Source organism: Mycobacterium sp. HUMS_12744610 (genome assembly GCF_041206865.1).
GTDB classification, from domain to species: domain Bacteria; phylum Actinomycetota; class Actinomycetes; order Mycobacteriales; family Mycobacteriaceae; genus Mycobacterium; species Mycobacterium servetii.
In genome coordinates this window covers 1644744-1661936 of the sequence record NZ_JBGEDP010000001.1, presented here as the reverse complement: position 1 = coordinate 1661936, position 17193 = coordinate 1644744, and the positions used below count along the sequence as shown (strand labels likewise).

The 17193-nt window shown below is 68.4% G+C and carries 16 protein-coding genes; 12 read left to right on the top strand and 4 right to left on the bottom strand.

Translation table 11 applies throughout. The features are described 5' to 3' along the window. Nucleotides 1-57: 57 nt before the first annotated feature. A complete protein-coding gene (locus AB8998_RS08315) occupies nt 58-777 on the bottom strand; it encodes a CPBP family intramembrane glutamic endopeptidase (RefSeq protein WP_369737438.1) in 720 nt (239 codons plus the stop codon). After that, complete coding sequence (locus AB8998_RS08310) at nt 774-1916, bottom strand: NAD(P)H-binding protein (protein WP_369737437.1); 1143 nt, start codon at nt 1914-1916, stop codon at nt 774-776. Before AB8998_RS08310 ends, AB8998_RS08315 begins: the two co-directional genes overlap by 4 nt. Before the next feature lie 144 nt (nt 1917-2060). Here AB8998_RS08310 and AB8998_RS08305 point away from each other — a divergent pair, with 144 nt between their 5' ends. Together AB8998_RS08305 and AB8998_RS08300 are read left to right on the top strand one after the other, a co-directional pair. Further along, nucleotides 2061-2561 carry an isoprenylcysteine carboxyl methyltransferase family protein gene (locus tag AB8998_RS08305; RefSeq protein WP_369737436.1) on the top strand — a complete coding sequence of 167 codons (501 nt, stop codon included), beginning with the start codon at nt 2061-2063 and terminating at the stop codon, nt 2559-2561. Beyond that, on the top strand, nt 2558-3574 hold the full coding sequence (locus AB8998_RS08300) for an NAD(P)/FAD-dependent oxidoreductase (protein ID WP_369737434.1): 1017 nt from the start codon (nt 2558-2560) through the stop codon (nt 3572-3574). The genes AB8998_RS08305 and AB8998_RS08300 overlap by 4 nt, the downstream gene beginning before the upstream one ends. A gap of 15 nt (nt 3575-3589) precedes the next feature. Here AB8998_RS08300 and AB8998_RS08295 read toward each other — a convergent pair whose 3' ends face one another. Next, a complete protein-coding gene (locus AB8998_RS08295) occupies nt 3590-4393 on the bottom strand; it encodes a crotonase/enoyl-CoA hydratase family protein (protein WP_369737433.1) in 804 nt (267 codons plus the stop codon). Then, the gene (locus AB8998_RS08290; protein ID WP_369737432.1) at nt 4390-5538 is read right to left on the bottom strand and encodes a thiolase family protein; all 1149 of its coding nucleotides are present in this window, start codon (nt 5536-5538) and stop codon (nt 4390-4392) included. Before AB8998_RS08290 ends, AB8998_RS08295 begins: the two co-directional genes overlap by 4 nt. 223 nt (nt 5539-5761) lie before the next feature. Between AB8998_RS08290 and AB8998_RS08285 the strand changes: the two genes are divergently transcribed. The 10 genes from AB8998_RS08285 to AB8998_RS08240 all read left to right on the top strand — a co-directional run bounded on the left by AB8998_RS08285 (nt 5762) and on the right by AB8998_RS08240 (nt 17034). Continuing rightward, entirely contained in the window at nt 5762-6070 is a 309-nt protein-coding gene (locus AB8998_RS08285) for a hypothetical protein (RefSeq protein WP_369737431.1), read from the top strand. 160 nt (nt 6071-6230) lie between these two features. After that, nucleotides 6231-6902 (top strand): TetR/AcrR family transcriptional regulator, encoded by a 672-nt coding sequence (locus AB8998_RS08280; RefSeq protein WP_369737430.1) that lies wholly within the window; start codon nt 6231-6233, stop codon nt 6900-6902. 411 nt (nt 6903-7313) lie between these two features. After that, complete coding sequence (locus tag AB8998_RS08275; protein WP_369737429.1) at nt 7314-8108, top strand: MlaE family ABC transporter permease; 795 nt, start codon at nt 7314-7316, stop codon at nt 8106-8108. 1 nt (nt 8109) lies between these two features. Beyond that, entirely contained in the window at nt 8110-8988 is an 879-nt protein-coding gene (locus AB8998_RS08270; RefSeq protein WP_369737427.1) for an ABC transporter permease, read from the top strand. A gap of 5 nt (nt 8989-8993) precedes the next feature. Next, the gene (locus AB8998_RS08265) at nt 8994-10301 is read left to right on the top strand and encodes an MCE family protein (RefSeq protein ID WP_369737426.1); all 1308 of its coding nucleotides are present in this window, start codon (nt 8994-8996) and stop codon (nt 10299-10301) included. Next, entirely contained in the window at nt 10298-11338 is a 1041-nt protein-coding gene (locus AB8998_RS08260; protein WP_369737425.1) for a virulence factor Mce family protein, read from the top strand. Before AB8998_RS08265 ends, AB8998_RS08260 begins: the two co-directional genes overlap by 4 nt. Continuing rightward, nucleotides 11335-12789 (top strand): virulence factor Mce family protein, encoded by a 1455-nt coding sequence (locus AB8998_RS08255; RefSeq protein ID WP_369737423.1) that lies wholly within the window; start codon nt 11335-11337, stop codon nt 12787-12789. The genes AB8998_RS08260 and AB8998_RS08255 overlap by 4 nt, the downstream gene beginning before the upstream one ends. Next, nucleotides 12786-14318 (top strand): virulence factor Mce family protein, encoded by a 1533-nt coding sequence (locus AB8998_RS08250; RefSeq protein WP_369737422.1) that lies wholly within the window; start codon nt 12786-12788, stop codon nt 14316-14318. Before AB8998_RS08255 ends, AB8998_RS08250 begins: the two co-directional genes overlap by 4 nt. Continuing rightward, entirely contained in the window at nt 14315-15490 is a 1176-nt protein-coding gene (locus AB8998_RS08245; RefSeq protein ID WP_369737421.1) for a virulence factor Mce family protein, read from the top strand. Before AB8998_RS08250 ends, AB8998_RS08245 begins: the two co-directional genes overlap by 4 nt. Further along, nucleotides 15484-17034: an MCE family protein gene (locus AB8998_RS08240; protein ID WP_369737420.1), complete on the top strand. Its 1551-nt coding sequence runs from the start codon at nt 15484-15486 to the stop codon at nt 17032-17034. The genes AB8998_RS08245 and AB8998_RS08240 overlap by 7 nt, the downstream gene beginning before the upstream one ends. Nucleotides 17035-17193: the final 159 nt, after the last annotated feature.

The window sequence follows — 17193 nt, the reverse complement described above, 5'->3', positions numbered from 1 at the left end:
GCGCTTCTCGAACTTTTCCTGCGAAACGCCGATCTCGACGGCGCCTCGACGATCGTCCTAGACGCCGAACATCGGCGGCAGCACCAGCACCATGATCAGGCCCCACACGAAGTGGGTCAGCACCGGCGCCAGCACACCGCCGGTGGCCCGGCGCTCCACGGCGCACACGGTGCCCAGGATGACCGCGGCGAACCCGAGCATCGGGTTGCCACTGGCCATCGTGGCAACGGTGTACAGCAGGGTCGAGATCACCACCGGGTGCTGCCGGCCCAGCGCCGTGTAGAGCGCGCCGCGAAAGAAGATCTCCTCGGCCACCGCGTTGATGACGGTGATCACGACGATGAACAGGTAGGACCCGTGGGCGAAGAGCAGCACCCGGGTGATCAACTCGGCGACCGGCGGAATCTCCCTGGCGACCAGCCCGCCCGCCACGAACACGGCGCCGACCAGCAGGCCGATGCTCAGCCCGGAGACGACGGGCCGTTGGTTGCGCCCCCGCCAGCAGATACCCCCCAGATGCAGCGGGCCCGAGGCGAACGCGCCGGCTATCCACAGCGCGGCCAGCGCGAGGGTGAGCCAGTAGAAGCTCGACTCGCCCGGGTGGCGGCGCAGCGAGAAGCCCAGCACCGCGGCACCGGCGACGAGCGTGACGCTGACGACGACCCGGCGGCGCCATGCCGCCCTGGGCGCTTCATTGTGCGGGACAGCGACATTGGCCATCGCGCGGCGCAGCTCGGCGACGGTGCTGGTGTGCGCGGACGCGGTCGGCCCGCTCATGCGGGACGCACCTTCGGGGTGACTGCGGCCAGGATTTCCAGGCCGGTCCGCAGCGCCCCGGCCAGTGGCCCGGGGACACGGTTCACCAGCCGCAGCGTGGGCCGGGCGAGGGGCGGTGTGACCGCCCGCGCGACCCGGCGGATCCACAGCGCGTCGCCGCCGGCCCAGCTGGGATCGCTGTCGGCGAGATGGTGCGGATCGACCAGCGCGTTGACGGGCGGGGGCCTGCGGTTGGCGGTCAGCGCGCGCGCGACGGCGTCCTCGACCCCGAGCAGGCCGCCGGGCGGGTCGGGCACCCGGTCGCGCAGACCGCTCACCGACGCCACCATCGGGTGATCCAGCGACTCGACGAGGTCTCCGGCCAATCCCTGCGGAACCGGCAGCGCGAGCCCGGTGATCAGCGACGCCAGCGCGGTGTCGACCGGGCCGACCCGCACCGCGGCGTGCCACCTGCCGGCCACGCGCGCGTAGGTCTCGAGCAACCCCCGGTAGGTCGTGGTGTCGGGGCCGCAGATGTCGTAGGCGCCCGCGGGCACCCGGTCGGGATCCGCGGCGGCGACGAGATAGTGCAGCACGTCGCGGATGGAGATCGGGTCGATCGGGTTGTCCATCCAGGTGGGAATCGGGATCAGCGGGAACCGGTCCCCGACGTAGCGCAGCATCTCGAACGACGTCGAACCGGCGCCGACGATGATCGCCGCGCCCAGCCACACCAGTTCCGGGCCGTCCTCGACTGTCAGCGCCTCGGCCACCTCGGCACGGCTGGCCAGGTGCTCCGACAGGGCACCGCCGGCGGGGACGAACCCGCCCAGGTAGACGATGCGCCGCACGCCGGCGTCCCGCGCCGCCGCCGCGACGTTCGTCGCGGCGGCCTTGTCGGCATCGCGGAACCCGCGCTGTCCGATCGCGTGTACCAGGTAATACACCACGTCGACGGGGCCCGCGGCCTGCATCGCGGCGCGCACCGACTCGGGATCGGCCGCTTCGAGGGTGACCGACGTCACGTCGGCGAACCATCCCAGACGTTTGAGGCGCGCCGGGTTCCGGGAGGCCGCCACCACCTGGTGCCCGTCTGCCAGCAACGCCGTGACCAGCCGCGATCCCACATAGCCGGTGGCGCCGGTGACCAGGATCCGCATACCTGCCCACCCTAGCGGCCGCACCGGGGTCGGCGCGGGCGCGCGCGAACCGCTGAACCGATCCCGCGCCGACCTCGTGAGCCGAGATGTGTCAGCAACAGCCGCCCGTTGGCCCGGTGGGCCCGGCCACGAGATAGTAGTCGCATGTATTACCTGCTGATCCTGGCGGTCGGGCTGGAACGCCTGGTGGAGCTGGTCGTATCGAAGCGAAACGCGGAGTGGTCTTTCGCCCGGGGCGCCAAGGAGTTCGGCCGGCCGCACTACGTGGTGATGGTGACCATCCACACGGCACTGCTGGTGGGCTGCGTCGTCGAACCGTGGGCGCTGCACCGGCCGTTCATCGCGTGGCTGGGTTGGCCGATGCTGGGCGTGGTGGCGTTGAGTCAGGGGCTGCGCTGGTGGTGCATCGAGACCCTGGGCCCGCGCTGGAACACCCGGGTCATCGTGTTGCCGGACGCGCCGCTGGTGCGCCAGGGGCCTTACCGGTTCCTGCACCATCCGAACTATGTTGCAGTGGTGGCCGAGGGAATCGCGCTGCCGCTGGTGCACACCGCGTGGGTGACCGCGGCCCTGTTCACCGTGGCCAACGCGATATTGCTAAGGGTGCGCGTGGGTGTGGAAAACGCCGCGTTGGGCTACACGTGAGCGACTACGACGCCGACGTGCTCGTGATCGGCGGCGGGCCCGCGGGCCTCGCCGCGGCGTTGCACGCGCGCCGGCACGGACTGTCGGTGGTCGTGGTCGAGCCGCGCGACGGCCCCGTCGACAAGGCGTGCGGCGAGGGGCTGATGCCCGGCGGGCTGTCCGAGCTGACTGCGCTCGGGGTCGACCCCGCCGGCATGCCGTTCCGCGGGATCGCCTACGTGAGCGACCGCCACCGGGCGCAGGCCCGATTCCGCAGCGGTCCCGGACGGGGCGTGCGCCGCACCACGTTGCACGCGGCGCTGGCCGCCCGCGCCAAAGAACAAGACACCGAATGGCTTTCGGCGCGGGTGACGGCCGTAGACCAGGACGCGCGCGGTGTGACGGCCGCCGGCGTGCGTGCGAGGTGGTTGGTGGGGGCCGACGGGCTGCACTCGACGGTCCGCCGCGCGGCGGGAATCACGGCGACGGCCGGAACACCGCGCCGCTACGGCGTCCGCCGGCATTTCCGTGTGCCGGCGTGGTCGGAGTTCGTCGAAGTGCACTGGTCGCGGTTCGGCGAGGCGTACGTCACGCCGGTCGAACCGGACCTGGTCGGTGTGGCGATCCTGTCCCCCGGGCGGCCCGACCTGGCCTGGTTTCCGGAACTGGAACGGCGCCTGGCGGGCGCCGAGCGCGGGCCGGCGCGCGGCTGCGGCCCGCTGCGCCAGGTGGTTTCGCGCCGGGTCGCCGGGCGCGTGCTGTTGGTCGGCGATGCGGCCGGCTACGAGGACGCGCTGACCGGCGAGGGCATCAGCCTCGCGGTCAAGCAGGCGGGCGCGGTCATCGACGCGATCGCCGCCGACGAGCCCGGCTCCTACGAGGCCGCATGGCACCGGATCACCCGCGACTACCGGCTGCTCACGCGCGCACTGGTGCTGGCCAGCGCGCCCCGCGCCGCGCGCCGCGCGATCGTACCGGCGGCCGCCCTGCTCCCCCCGGTGTTCCGGTGGGGAGTCAACGTCCTGGGCAGCTGATAGCGCGAGCGGTGTCTAACGCGCCTTCCAGACCGGTTCCCGCTTCTCGGCGAACGCCAGCGGCCCTTCCCTGGCGTCCTCCGATTTCAGCAGCGTGCGCATCTCGCGGCCGGTGCGCTCCCAGCCGGCCTCCTCGTCGGCGATCACGCCGTCGTCGACCCCGTAGGCGATGCGCTTGCTGGCCTGCACGGACAGCGGCGCGTTGACGGTGATCCGCGCGGCGAGCGCCAGCGCGGCGTCGAGCACCGAACCCTCCCCGACGACCTGGTTGATCAGGCCCCACCGGCACGCGTCGGAGGCCGTGATCGGCTCGCCGGTCATCAGCAGTTCCATGGCCACCTTGCGCGGCAGGTGGTTCATGATCCGGAACACGCCACCGGCCGCCGCGATGAGCCCGCGCTTGACCTCCGGCAGCCCGAACGTGGCACCCTCGGTGGCCACCACCAGGTCGCTGGCCATCGCGATCTCGGTACCCCCACCCAGCGCCGTGCCGTTGACCGCGGCGATGGTCGGCTTGTCGATGAAGTGGTGCACGTAGCCCGCGAAGCCCCACTCGCCGTGGTCGGGGTGATAGATGTTCTCCCGGCGGGAGAGCGCCTTGAGGTCGGCACCGGCGCAGAACGACTTGTCGCCCGCGCCGGTGACGACGACGGCCCGCACTCCCGCGTCGCGCCCCGCTTCCTCGAGCGCGTCGCCGACCCCGATGCTGACCGCGCCGTTGATCGCGTTGCGGGCCTCCGGCCGGTTGATGGTGATGACGGCGACGTTGCCGCGACGTTCGACCAGCACCGCGGGCCGGCCGGTGTCGCCTTCGGTCACAGCAGCTCCAGGATGGTGGCGTTGGCCTGACCGCCGCCCTCACACATCGTCTGCAGGCCGTAGCGAATCCCCTTGTCCCGCATGTGGTAGAGCAGCGTGGTCATCAGCCGCGCCCCCGAGCCGCCGAGCGGGTGCCCGAGCGCGATCGCCCCGCCGTTGGGGTTGAGCTTCTTCTCGTCGGCGCCGATGTCCTTCAGCCACGCCAGGGGGACCGGGGCGAAGGCCTCGTTGACCTCGTAGGCGCCGATCTCGTCGATGCTCAGGCCCGAGCGCTTCAGCACCTTCTGGGTGGCCGGGATGGGCGCGGTCAGCATGATCACCGGGTTGGCCCCGGCCAGGGTGGCCGTGTGCACCTTGGCGATCGGCTTGAGGCCCAACGACTTCGCCTTCTCGGCGGACATGAACAGCAGGGCGGCCGAGCCGTCGGAGATCTGCGAGGAGTTGCCGGCGTGGATCACGCCGTCCTCCTTGAACGCCGGCTTCAGCGACGCCATCTTCTCCATCGGCGTGCCGCGGCGGATGCCCTCGTCCTTGAGCACCACCCCACCCTCCTGGTCCTTGATGCCCACGATCTGGTCGTCGAAGGCTCCGGAATCCTGTGCCGCTGCAGCCTTTTCGTGTGAGGCGAGCGAGAACTCGTCGAGCGCGGTGCGGCTCAGCCCCCACTGCTCGGCGATCATCTCGGCGCCGAGGCCCTGGTTGGGCACCTGGCGGTCGTAGCGGTTCATGAACGCGTCCGGGTACGGCCGTCCGCCGTTGGCCAGCGAGGAACCCATCGGGGTGCGGGACATCGACTCCACCCCGCCGGCGACCACCACGTCGTAGTGGCCGGCCACCACGCCGGCCGCGGCGAAGTGCACCGACTGCTGGCTCGACCCGCACTGGCGGTCGACGGTCACACCCGGAACCGTCTCCGGCCAACCGGCCGTCAGCAGCGCGGTGCGGCCGATGTCGAGGGCTTGCTCACCGGCCTGCATGACGCAGCCCCAGATGACGTCGTCGACGATCTCGGGGTCGATGCCGGCCTTGCCGACCAATCCGTTGAGCACCTGCGCGGACAGGTCGGCCGGGTGCACGCCGGACAGCCCGCCGTTGCGCTTGCCGACGGGTGAGCGCACTGCCTCGACGATGACGGCTTCAGCCATGGTTGTGTCTCCTTTGACGCTGGGACTTCGGACGAAGTGGTCTGGCGTCGATTGTCAACCAACGCGTTGGGAGGGCGGGCGGCGGGGGTGGTCGGCGACTTACGACCCCGCGCGGAGGGTCGTTATGCCCTGGTCTGGGGTGGTGCCGGGGGGAGACAATCGCTGCCAGGTCCGGACTGGAGCGCCCGGACCCGAGGAGATCTCCTCGCTAAGGAGTGCAGAGATGGCGAACGGCGTAACGGTCCACACCACCCAGGTCCCTCAGCAGCGCACGCGGGATGCCGACTTGTTGAAGGAGTCCGGTGCGCACAAGCTCGTCGTCGCCGACCGCGACGGCAACTGCCTGGCGTTCGTCCTGGCGTGGAACAGCTTCGACTACGACGCCGAGACCGACACGTATGTGTGCGTTGCCGACGGCGACGGGAAAGAACTCATGACGGTCTACACCGCCGGTGAGATCACCTGCGCCGACGGCGCGCACATGTACGTCGTGACCGCACCGGATCGGCGCAATGGTTACGGGCTCCGTTGAACCGCCGGACGGCCCCAAACCGGTCGCCCCTCGCGCGCGTTCCGGCGACTGATCGCCACAGAGGCGATCCGCACGGCCGACACACCCGACGGGGGATATTCACACACCGGAGGTTATGGTAGACCGTTCGTACGGTTAGTCGACGCCGAAGGGTTGGAAGATGCCCAGATCCCCCGGCCGACGTAGCGAGATCCTCGACGCGTTCGTCCGCTATGTCGCCGAACGCGGCTACGACAAGACAAACATCGGCGACATCGCCGATGAGCTCGGCATGTCCAAAGGCACCATCGTTCATCACTTCGGGACCAAAGCCCAGATGCTGCGGGAGCTGGAAGAGACACATCTGGCCCGCCAGCTCGATGCGCTGCGGACGGTCTGGGATCACGTGGGGGCCCCTCACGAACGCATCGCCGCAATCATTTTCACGTCCGCGCTGCTGCAGGTCACCGCTCGTGACGCGACGGTGGCAAGCCAGCGCGAGGTACTCCAGCTGTCCGACGACCCGGCGATGCAACACGTGCGTGAACTGCGCCGAGATCTGCTCGCACTCACCGTGAGCGAGATTCGCAACGGAGTGGACAGCGGTGTTTTCCGCAGCGTGGACGTCGAACTGGCGGCACTGCAGCTGTGGGGGTCGCTGGAGTGGATGTGGGTGTGGTTCGATCCCGCCGACTCCCGCACACCCGAACAGGTCGGGGCCGCCTTCGCCGACGTGTTCCTGGGCGGACTGCTACTCGACCGCCTGGGACTCGGCAGATGGGCGAGCCCTTCGGCCGACGTGGTCTCGGTGGTGCGCGACTCCCTCGCCGCGGCGGCGGGTACGACGGGTTGACCACCTAGCGCTGGAATGCGTTGGGCAGGAAGGAATCCCCCCGCTCCGGCCCACGTGACACGCCGGGCGCTCGCGCGGCCGGCGGAAAGCTCGACTGTACGACGGGTCGGCTTCTAGTCGGGAATATCCGCTCCCGAGGGCAACCGAAACATCGAGCGGGCGCAAATGGCTCCTGCCGACAAGGCCACGGGGCCTCAGCGAGGCCATTTCGTTGACTGACCGTACGGTCGGATGCCATAGTGGCAGCGTGGTGCACACGCGGACGACACCGAACCGGACGGCGCAGGCCGACGCTGCCGGCCCGACGCGGCACGCGCCTACAGCTGCGAAAAACCTTTTCTGCCAAACCCTTTCGACGAGCTATCCCGGCGTGGGCGAGCTCGCGCACCACGTAGGCCGGGGGCCGCGCCGATGACCACTTCGACCACGTTCGCCGGCAAGCTCGGCACCCAGATCCGGCCGGGAACGGAAGTGGTCGGCGGGTTCTTCCGCATGTGCGTGCTGACCGGCAAGGCCCTGATGAAGCCGTTCGAATGGCGCGAATTCATCCTCAACGGCTGGTTCATCATGCGGGTGTCCCTGCTGCCCACCATCGCGGTGTCCATCCCGGAAACCGTGCTGCTCATCTACGTCATCAACATCCTGCTGACCGAGATCGGCGCCGCCGACGTCTCCGGGGCCGGTGCCGCGCTGGGCGCGGTCACCCAGCTCGGCCCGATCGTGACGGTGCTGGTGGTCGCCGGCGCCGGGTCCACCGCCATCTGCGCCGACCTCGGCGCCCGCACCATCCGCGAGGAGATCGACGCGCTCGAGGTGCTCGGCATCGACCCCATCCACCGCATGGTGGTGCCCCGCGTCGTCGCCTCGACCGTGGTCGCGGTGCTGCTCAACGGCCTCGTGGTCGCCGTCGGCCTGGTCGGCGGCTACCTGTTCAGCGTGTATCTGCAGAACGTCTCGAGCGGTGCCTACCTGTCCACGTTGACCGCGATCACCGGCCTGCCCGAGGTCGTCATCGCGATGGTCAAGGCCGCGACGTTCGGCCTGATCGCCGGCCTGGTCGGCTGCTACCGCGGCCTGATCGTGCGCGGCGGGTCCAAAGGTCTCGGCACCGCCGTCAACGAGACGGTGGTGCTGTGCTTCATCGCGCTGTTCGCGGTCAACGTCGTGCTGACCACGATTGGTGTCCGCTTCGGAACGGGGCGCTGAGGTGACCACGGCTACGGCGACCGCCGCACTGCGTGTCCGCTTCCCACGGGCGGCCACGACCCTCAGGAGATACCGGGACGCCCCGGTTCGGCTACTGGTCGAGATCGGGCAGATGGTCTGGTTCACGCTGACCGCGGTCGGGCTGATCCCCTTCGCGGTGCGCCGCTACCACAAAGAGACGCTGCGGATGGTTGCCCAGGTCGGGATGGGGACGGGGGCGATGGCCGTGGTGGGCGGCACCGTCGCCATCGTCAGCTTCATCACCCTGGCCACGGGCTCCCTGGTCGCCATCCAGGGCTACGCCTCGCTGGGCAACATCGGCGTCGAGGCGTTCACCGGCTTCGTGGCCGCGATGGTCAATGTGCGGTTCGTGGCGCCGGTGGCCGCCGGTCACGCGCTGGCCGCCACCGTCGGCGCCGGCGCCACCGCCGAACTGGGCGCCATGCGCATCAGCGAGGAGATCGACGCGCTGGAGGTGATGAGCATCAGGTCGATCGCCTTCCTGGCCTCCACCCGGGTGGTGGCGAGCCTGGTCGTCATCGCCCCGCTGTTCGCGCTGGGAATCACCATGGCCTTCCTGTCCCAGCAAGCCACCACGGTGTTCCTCTACGGGCAGTCCGCCGGCACGTACGACCACTACTTCCACACGTTCCTGCGCCTCAATGACGTGGGCTGGTCCTTCCTGGAGGTGATCGTCATCGCGGTGATCGTGATGACCACCCACTGCTACTACGGCTACAACGCCAGCGGCGGACCGGTCGGCGTCGGCGAGGCCGTCGGCCGGTCGATGCGGCTGTCGCTGGTCACCGTCGTCGTGGTGGTGGTGCTGACCGCGATGGCGGTCTACGGCAAGAACCCGAACTTTGCGCTCACCGTGTAGCCGCCATGACCAGACCGGTGCAGGAGAACCAGCAACGCATCCCGCCGTACAAGACGGCGGCCGTGGTCTTCTTGTTGGTCGCCGCGCTGGTCTTGGCGTTCGTGTGGTTGCAGTTTCGGGGCCAGCTGACGCCGAAGACGCCTCTGACGATGCTGTCCGCCCGCGCGGGTCTGGTGCTGGACCCGGGGTCGAAAGTCACCTACAACGGTGTGGAGATCGGCCGGGTGGCCAGCATTTCCGAGATCGAGCGTGACGGCAGGCCCGCAGCCAAGCTCATCTTGAACGTGAAGCCCGAGTACATCCCGCTGATTCCTGCCAATGTCGACGCCAACATCACCGGGACCACGGTGTTCGGCAACAAGTACGTGTCGCTGACGTCGCCTAAACACCCTACGCCGCAACGGATCACCCCGAGCCAGGTCATCGACGCCAGGTCGGTGACAACGGAGTTCAACACGTTGTTCGAGACACTCACCTCGATCGCCGAGAAGGTCGACCCGGTCAAGCTGAACCTGACGCTGGCCGCGGCCGCGGAGGCGTTGAGCGGGCTGGGCGACAAGTTCGGCCAGTCGATCGTCAACGGCAACGCCATCCTCGACGACCTCAATCCGCAGATGCCCCAGATCCGGCACGACATCGCGCGGCTGGCCGACCTGGGTGACACCTACGCCACCGCCGCACCGGATCTGTTCGACGCCCTCGACCATGCGGTGGTCACGGCGCACACGCTGCACCGGCAGGAGGCCGACCTGGACGCCGCCCTGCTGGCCGCGGCCGGGTTGGGCGACACCGGCGCAGACATCTTCGCCCGCGGCGGGCCCTACCTGCAGCGGGGCATCGGCGATCTGGTGCCCACCGCACAGCTGCTCGACACCTACAGTCCCGAAATCTTCTGCACCGTCCGCGAGTACAACGAGGCCGAACCCGCTGCCTATGCGACGGTGGGCGGCGGCAACGGTTACGCGCTGAGAACCATGACCGAGCTGACGTCGGGCCTGGGCGGCATTCTGACCCTCCCGGGACTGGCCGGCAGCGTAGCCACGATGGGGCTCTTGGGATTGGCCGGGCTGGTCGGCGGGGCGCCGAATCCCTATGTCTATCCGGACAATCTGCCGCGCGTGAACGCCCATGGCGGGCCGGGCGGCGCGCCCGGGTGCTGGCAACCCGTCACCCGTGATCTGTGGCCCGCCCCGTCCCTGGTGGTGGACACCGGCGCCAGCATCGCCCCTTACAACCACGTGGACACCGGCTCTCCGTACGCAATCGAGTACGTGTGGGGTCGTCAGGTCGGGGACAACACGATCAACCCATGAAAATCACCGGCAGCGCAATCAAGCTAGGCAGCATCGCGTTGGTGCTGCTGCTGATCACCGTGGCGATCGTCCTGGTCTTCGGTCAGATGCGCTTCAACCGCACCAACAGCTATTCCGCCGAGTTCAGCAACGCCACCGGGTTGCGCGACGGGCAGTTCGTCCGCGCCTCCGGGGTGGAGGTCGGCAAGGTCAAGAACGTCCGGCTGATCGAAGGCGGCACGCGGGTACTGGTGGATTTCGACGTCGACCGCTCGATACCGCTCTACCAGTCGACGACCGCGCAGATCCGCTACCTCGACCTGATCGGCAACCGCTACGTGGAGCTCAAACGCGGTGCCGGCGAGGGGGTCGACCGGATCCTGCCGCCGGGCGGTTTCATCCCGCTCTCGCGCACGACACCGGCCGTGGATCTCGACAGCCTGATCGGTGGTTTCAAGCCGCTCTTCCGGGCGCTCGATCCGGAAAAGGTCAACACCATCGCGTCGGCCATCATCACCGTGTTCCAGGGCCAGGGCGGCACCATCAACGACATCCTCGACCAGACCGCGCAGGTTACCGCGCACATCGCCGAGCGCGACCAGGCGATCGGCGATGTGGTCAAGAACCTGAACATCGTGCTGGACACCACGGTTCGGCATCGCAAGGAGTTCGACCAGACCGTCGAAAACTTCGAGAGGTTGATCACCGGGCTGAAAAACCACGCCGACCCGCTGGCCGAGGGCACCGCGCAACTGAGCAATGCCGCCGGGACGGTGTCCGACCTGCTGGCGGACAACCGCGCCCTGCTGCACAAGGAGATCAACTACCTGCAGGCGTTCCAGCAGCCGCTGATCGACCAGAAGGATCAACTGAACGATCTGATCCACAAGATGCCGACCGCGCTCAACCTGATCGGGCGCAGCATCGGCCTCTACGGAGACTGGGTCAACTTCTACCTGTGTGACCTCACGATCAAGTGGAACGGACTGCAGCCCGGCGGCCCGGTCCGCACGGTCAGGATCTGGCAGCAGCCTACGGGCAGGTGCACCCCGCAATGAGAACGCTGACCGAGTTCAACCGCGGCCGCACCGGGCTGATGGGCATCACCGTGCTGGCGCTCGTCGTCGCCGTCGGCCAAAGCTTCACCAGTGTCCCGATGGTGTTCGCCACTCCCAGCTACTACGGGCAGTTCGCCAACACCGGACAGCTGAACACCAATGACAAGGTGCGCATCTCCGGGGTGAACGTCGGTACGGTGCAGGCACTTGCGATCGACGGCAATCACGTCAAGATCAAGTTCTCCATCGGCGGCAACACGATCGGCACCGAGAGCCGGCTGGCGATCAAGACCGACACCATCCTGGGGAAGAAGGTGCTCGAGATCGAGCCGCGGGGCAACCGGATGTTGCGGCCCGGCGGCGTGTTGCCGCTGGCCCAGAGCACGACGCCCTATCAGCTCTACGATGCGTTCTCCGACGCCACCAAGGCCGCCACCGGCTGGGACATCGACACCATCAAGCTTTCGCTGAACACCCTGTCGCAGACCGTCGATGAGACCTATCCCCATCTGAGTGCCGCGCTCGACGGTTTGGCCAGATTCTCCGACACCATCGGTCAACGCGACGAACAGATCAAACACCTGCTCGCCCAGGCCAACAAGGTGGCCGGCGTCCTGGGTGACCGCAGCGAACAGATCGACAGGTTGCTGGTCAACGCGAAGACGCTGCTGGTCGCGTTCAACGCGCGCGGACGAGCCATCGACGCCCTGCTGGGCAACATCTCCGCGTTCTCGTCCCAGGTTCAGGGGTTCATCAACGACAACCCGAGCCTGAATCCGGTCCTCGAACAGTTGCGCACCCTCAGTGATGTGCTGGTGGCACGCAAAGAAGACCTCGCTCAAACCCTCACATACGTGAGCCAATTCGCGGCATCGCTGGGAGAGTCCGTCGCCTCGGGACCGTACTTCAAGATCGTCCTGTCCAATCTGCTGCCGTACTGGATGTTGCAGCCGTTCGTCGACGCCGCCTTCAAGAAGCGTGGCATCGACCCGGAGGACTTCTGGCGCAGCGCCGGCCTGCCGGCCTTCCGCTGGCCCGACCCCAACGGCACCCGGTTCCCCAACGGCGCGCCCCCGCCCGCACCGGCGGTGTCCGAGGGGACCCCGGAGCATCCCGGCCCCGCCGTGCCACCGGGATCGGCGTGTTCGTACACGCCGGCGCACGACGCGCTGCCACGGCCGTGGAACCCTCTTCCGTGCGCCGGGGTGGACGCCGGCCCGTTCGGCGGCAGTTTCCCGGCGCCGCTGGACGTGCAGACGTCGCCACCGAACCCGGCGGGCTTGTCGCCGACACCGGGGATCGGAATCGCCGGGCGACCGGGCGAGCCGCCGCCGGACGTCCCGGGCACGCCGGTGCCGCTTCCGACTCAGGCGCCGCCCGGCGCGCGCACCGAGCCGTTGGCGCCGGCCCCGGCCATCGCGACGGATGGGACGGGAGGTGGCCGGAATTGAAGTCCGTGTTGAGCATTCACAAATTGCGGCGCCGCACGGTCATCGGGTCGGCCGTGGTGGTGCTGGCGCTGGTGGCCGGCTTCCTCGGCTGGCAGCTCTACCAGAAATCGACCACCAACACCGTGGTGGCGTACTTCGCGGAGGCGAACGCGCTCTATCCCGGGGACAAAGTCGAGATCATGGGCGTTCGCGTCGGTTCGATCGACAGGATCGAGCCGGCCGGCGACAAGATGAGGGTGACGTTCCACTACGCCAACAAGTACAAGGTGCCCGCCAACGCCTCCGCGGTGATCGTCAATCCCACGTTGGTGGCGTCACGCAGTATTCAGCTCGAGCCGCCCTACGAAGGGGGTGCGGTGCTGGCCGACCACGCGGTGATCCCGCTCGAGCGCACGCAGGTGCCGACGGAGTGGGATCAGCTGCGCGACAGCGTCGCCCACATCATCTCCAAGCTCGGCCCCACCCCCGAGCAGCCCACGGGCCCGTTCGGTGAGGTCATCGAATCGTTCGCCGACGGGCTGGCCGGCAAGGGCACCCAGATCAACACCACGCTGAACAGCCTGTCGCGCGCGTTGACCGCCCTGAACGAGGGCCGCGGCGACTTCTTCGCGGTGGTGCACAGCCTGGCGTTGTTCGTCGACGCGCTGCACAAAGACGACCAGCAGCTCGTCGCGCTGAACAACAACCTGGCCGGGTTCACCGACAGGTTGACCAGGTCCGACTCCGAACTCACCAGTGCGATAAGGCATTTCGACAGACTGCTGCCCACCCTGCGACCGTTCCTGGCCAAAAACCGCGAGGTGATCGCACACGACGTCGGCAACCTCGCCGACCTGACCACCGCACTGGTTCAGCCCGATCCGCTGAACGGTCTGGAGACCGCCCTGCACGTCCTGCCGACGCTGGAGACCAATCTCAGCCAGATCTACCATCCGTCGCATGGCGCCGTCATGTCCATCCCGGCGATCCCGAATTTCGCGAACCCGATGCAGTTCATCTGCAGCATGATTCAGGCCGGCAGCCGGCTGGGGTATCAGGATTCCGCCGAATTGTGCGCGCAGTACCTGGCGCCGGTTCTCGACGCGATCAAGTTCAACTACCCGCCGTTCGGGCTGAACCCGTTCAGCACCGCCGAGACCCTTCCCAAGGAGGTCGCCTACTCCGAGGCCCGGCTGCAACCGCCCGACGGCTACAAGGACACCACCGTGCCCGGGATCTGGGTGCCCGACACCCCGTTGTCGCATCGCAACACCCAGCCCGGCTGGGTTGTCGCGCCGGGCATGCAGGGCACCAAGGTCGGGCCGATCACGGCGGGCCTGTTGACCGCGGGGTCGCTGGCCGAACTGATGGGCGGTCCGGACGTCGCACCGCCACCGCCGGGGGTGCAGACCCCGCCAGGCCCGCCGAACGCCTACGACGAATACCCGGTGTTGCCGCCCATCGGAGTGCAGGCGCCGCAGGCGCCGGTCCCGCCGCCCCCCGGGCCACCACCCGCGGAGGCGGCCGCATCGAAGGGCGTCGGATCATGAAAACGTTGCGCGCGTTGATGTCTCGGATGCGGAGTCGAGCCTTTCGGGGGCTGGTCCTGATGAGCACCGCCGCGGCGCTGTCGTCGTGCGGGAGCTGGCATGGAATCGCCAACGTGCCGATGCCCGGCGGTCCGGGCAGCCAGCCCGGCTCCTACACCGTCTACGTGCAGATGCCCGACACGCTCGCCCTCAACAACAACAGCCGGGTGCGGGTGGCCGACGTCTTCGTCGGCACGGTGCGCGCGATCGCACTGAAGAACTGGGTCGCCACGCTGACGATCCGTCTGGACAACAACGTCAAGCTACCCAGGAACGCCACCGCCAAGATCGGACAGACAAGCCTTCTGGGTTCCCAGCATCTGGAGCTGGCCGCGCCGCCCGACCCGTCCCCGGAGCGGCTCAAGGACGGCGACACCATCCCGCTGAAGAACTCCTCCGCTTACCCGACGACCGAACAGACAATGGCCAGTCTCGCCCTGATCTTGCGCGGCGGCGGCATCCCGAACCTCGAGGTGCTGCAAAACGAGCTCTACAACGTCGTGCGCGGGCGCGCCGACCAGATCCGCGCCTTTCTCGGCAAGCTGGACACCTTCACCGCCCGCCTCGACGAGCAACGCGACGACATCACTCGCGCCATCGACTCCACCGACCGGCTGTTGGCGTACGTGGGTCCCCGCTCGGACGTCCTGGACCGGGTGCTCACCGAGTTCCCACCCCTGATCAAACATTTCGCCGACAAACAGAACCTTCTGATCAACGCGGTCGTCGCGACGGGACGGCTCAGCCGGCTCGCCGACGAATACCTGACCGCGTCGCGGGGCAATCTGCACCAGGATCTACTGTCGCTGCAGTGCCCCCTGCGGGAACTCGGTCGTGCCGCACCGTATCTCATCCGCGCACTCAAGGTGATCCTGGTCCGGCCGTTCGATGTCGACGCCGTGCCGAAGTCGTTCCGCGGCGACTACTTCAACCTGTCGCTGACGCTCGATCTGACGCTGAGCGCCGTCGACAACGCGGTGCTCACCGGGACCGGATTCTCCGGAGCGCTGCGCGCGCTCGAGCAATCGTGGGGCCGCGACCCCGAAACGATGATTCCCGACGTCCGGTACACACCCAACCCGAACGACGCTCCCGGCGGGCCACTGGTCGAAAGAGCCGACAGGCAATGCTGACCCGCTTCATCAAGACCCAGCTGATCGTGTTCGGCGTTCTGAGTGTGCTCACCGCGATCGTACTGGGCTGGTATTACCTGCGGATCCCCGCTGCGATGGGAATCGGCCAGTACACGTTGAACGCGGATCTGCCCGCCTCGGGCGGCCTGTACAAGACGGCCAACGTGACGTACCGCGGTCAAACCATCGGCAAGGTCACCGCCGTCCGACCCACCGAGACCGGCGCGAGGGTGAGCATGAGCATCGCCGACCGCTACAAGATTCCGATCGACGCGTCGGCCAACGTGCATTCGGTGTCGGCGGTCGGTGAGCAGTATCTGGACCTGGTGTCGGTGGGCAACCCGACCCGCTACTTCTCGCCGGGACAGACCATCACCAAGGGCACCGTGCCCACCGAGATCGGGCCGGCGCTGGACGCCGCCAACCGTGGCCTGGCCGTGCTGCCCAGGGACAAGATTCCCGCGCTGCTCGACGAGACCGCCCAAGCCGTCGGCGGGCTGGGCCCGGCGCTGCAACGACTGGTCGACGCGACGCAGGCGATCGCCGGTGACTTCAAGACCAACATCGCCGATGTCGACGACATCATCCAGCACTCCGGGCCGGTCATCGACAGTCAGGTCGAGTCGGGTGGCGCGATCGAGCGCTGGGCGCACAACCTGAACATCCTGTCCGCGCAGACCGCGGGAGAAGACCAGCACGTGCGAAGCATCCTGACCCAAGCGGCGCCCACCGCAGATCAGGTCAACGCGGTGTTCGGCGACGTCCGCGACTCGTTGCCGCAGACGCTGGCCAACATCGAGATCGTGCTGGAGATGCTCAAGCGCTACCACAAGGGCGTCGAGCAACTCCTGGTCTCCTATCCGCAGGGCGCCGCGGAAGGGCTGACGGTGACGGCGCCTTTCCCCGGCTATGCGTCCCTCGGCACGTCGGCGACCATCAACCAGCCTCCCCCGTGCCTGACGGGCTTCCTCCCGGCATCGCAGTGGCGGTCTCCGGCGGACACCAGCCTGGCGCCGATGCCGTCCGGAACGTATTGCAAGATCCCGCAAGACACTCCGGCCAACGCCGTGCGCGGGGCGCGCAACCTACCGTGCGTCGATGTCCCGGGGAAGCGCGCTGCCACACCGCGCGACTGCCGCGACAACAAACCCTACGTCCCCCTGGGAACCAACCCCTGGTACGGCGAACCCAACCAGATCCTCACCTGCCCCGCGCCCGCGGCGCGCTGCGACCAGCCGGTGAAGCCGGGTCAGGTGATACCCGCACCATCGATCGACAACGGTCTCAACCCGGCGCCTTCCGACAGGGTGGCGGGGACACCGCCTCCCGTCAGCGATGCGCTGCAGCGGCCGGGGTCGGGGACCGTCGAATGCAACGGCCAGCAGCCGAATCCCTGCGTATACACGCCCAGCAGTCCCCCGACCGCGGTTTACAGCCCGCAGAGTGGGGAGCTCGTCGGGCCCGACGGTGTCAGGTATGCGGTCGAGAATTCCAGCAAAACAGGAGACGACGGATGGAAGGACATGCTGGCGCCGCCCGGCTGAACGCGATCGGCTCTACCATCCCCGCCGCGGTCGATGCCGTTGGATCACAGCGCTTTTCCTGTGGCCTTGGCCGGCGGAGGCCGGGTCGGGCACCAAGCGTTGATACTGACCGCACGTACGGTCATATACTGTTCCGGGTCGGCGCGGTCGCAGCGCGCG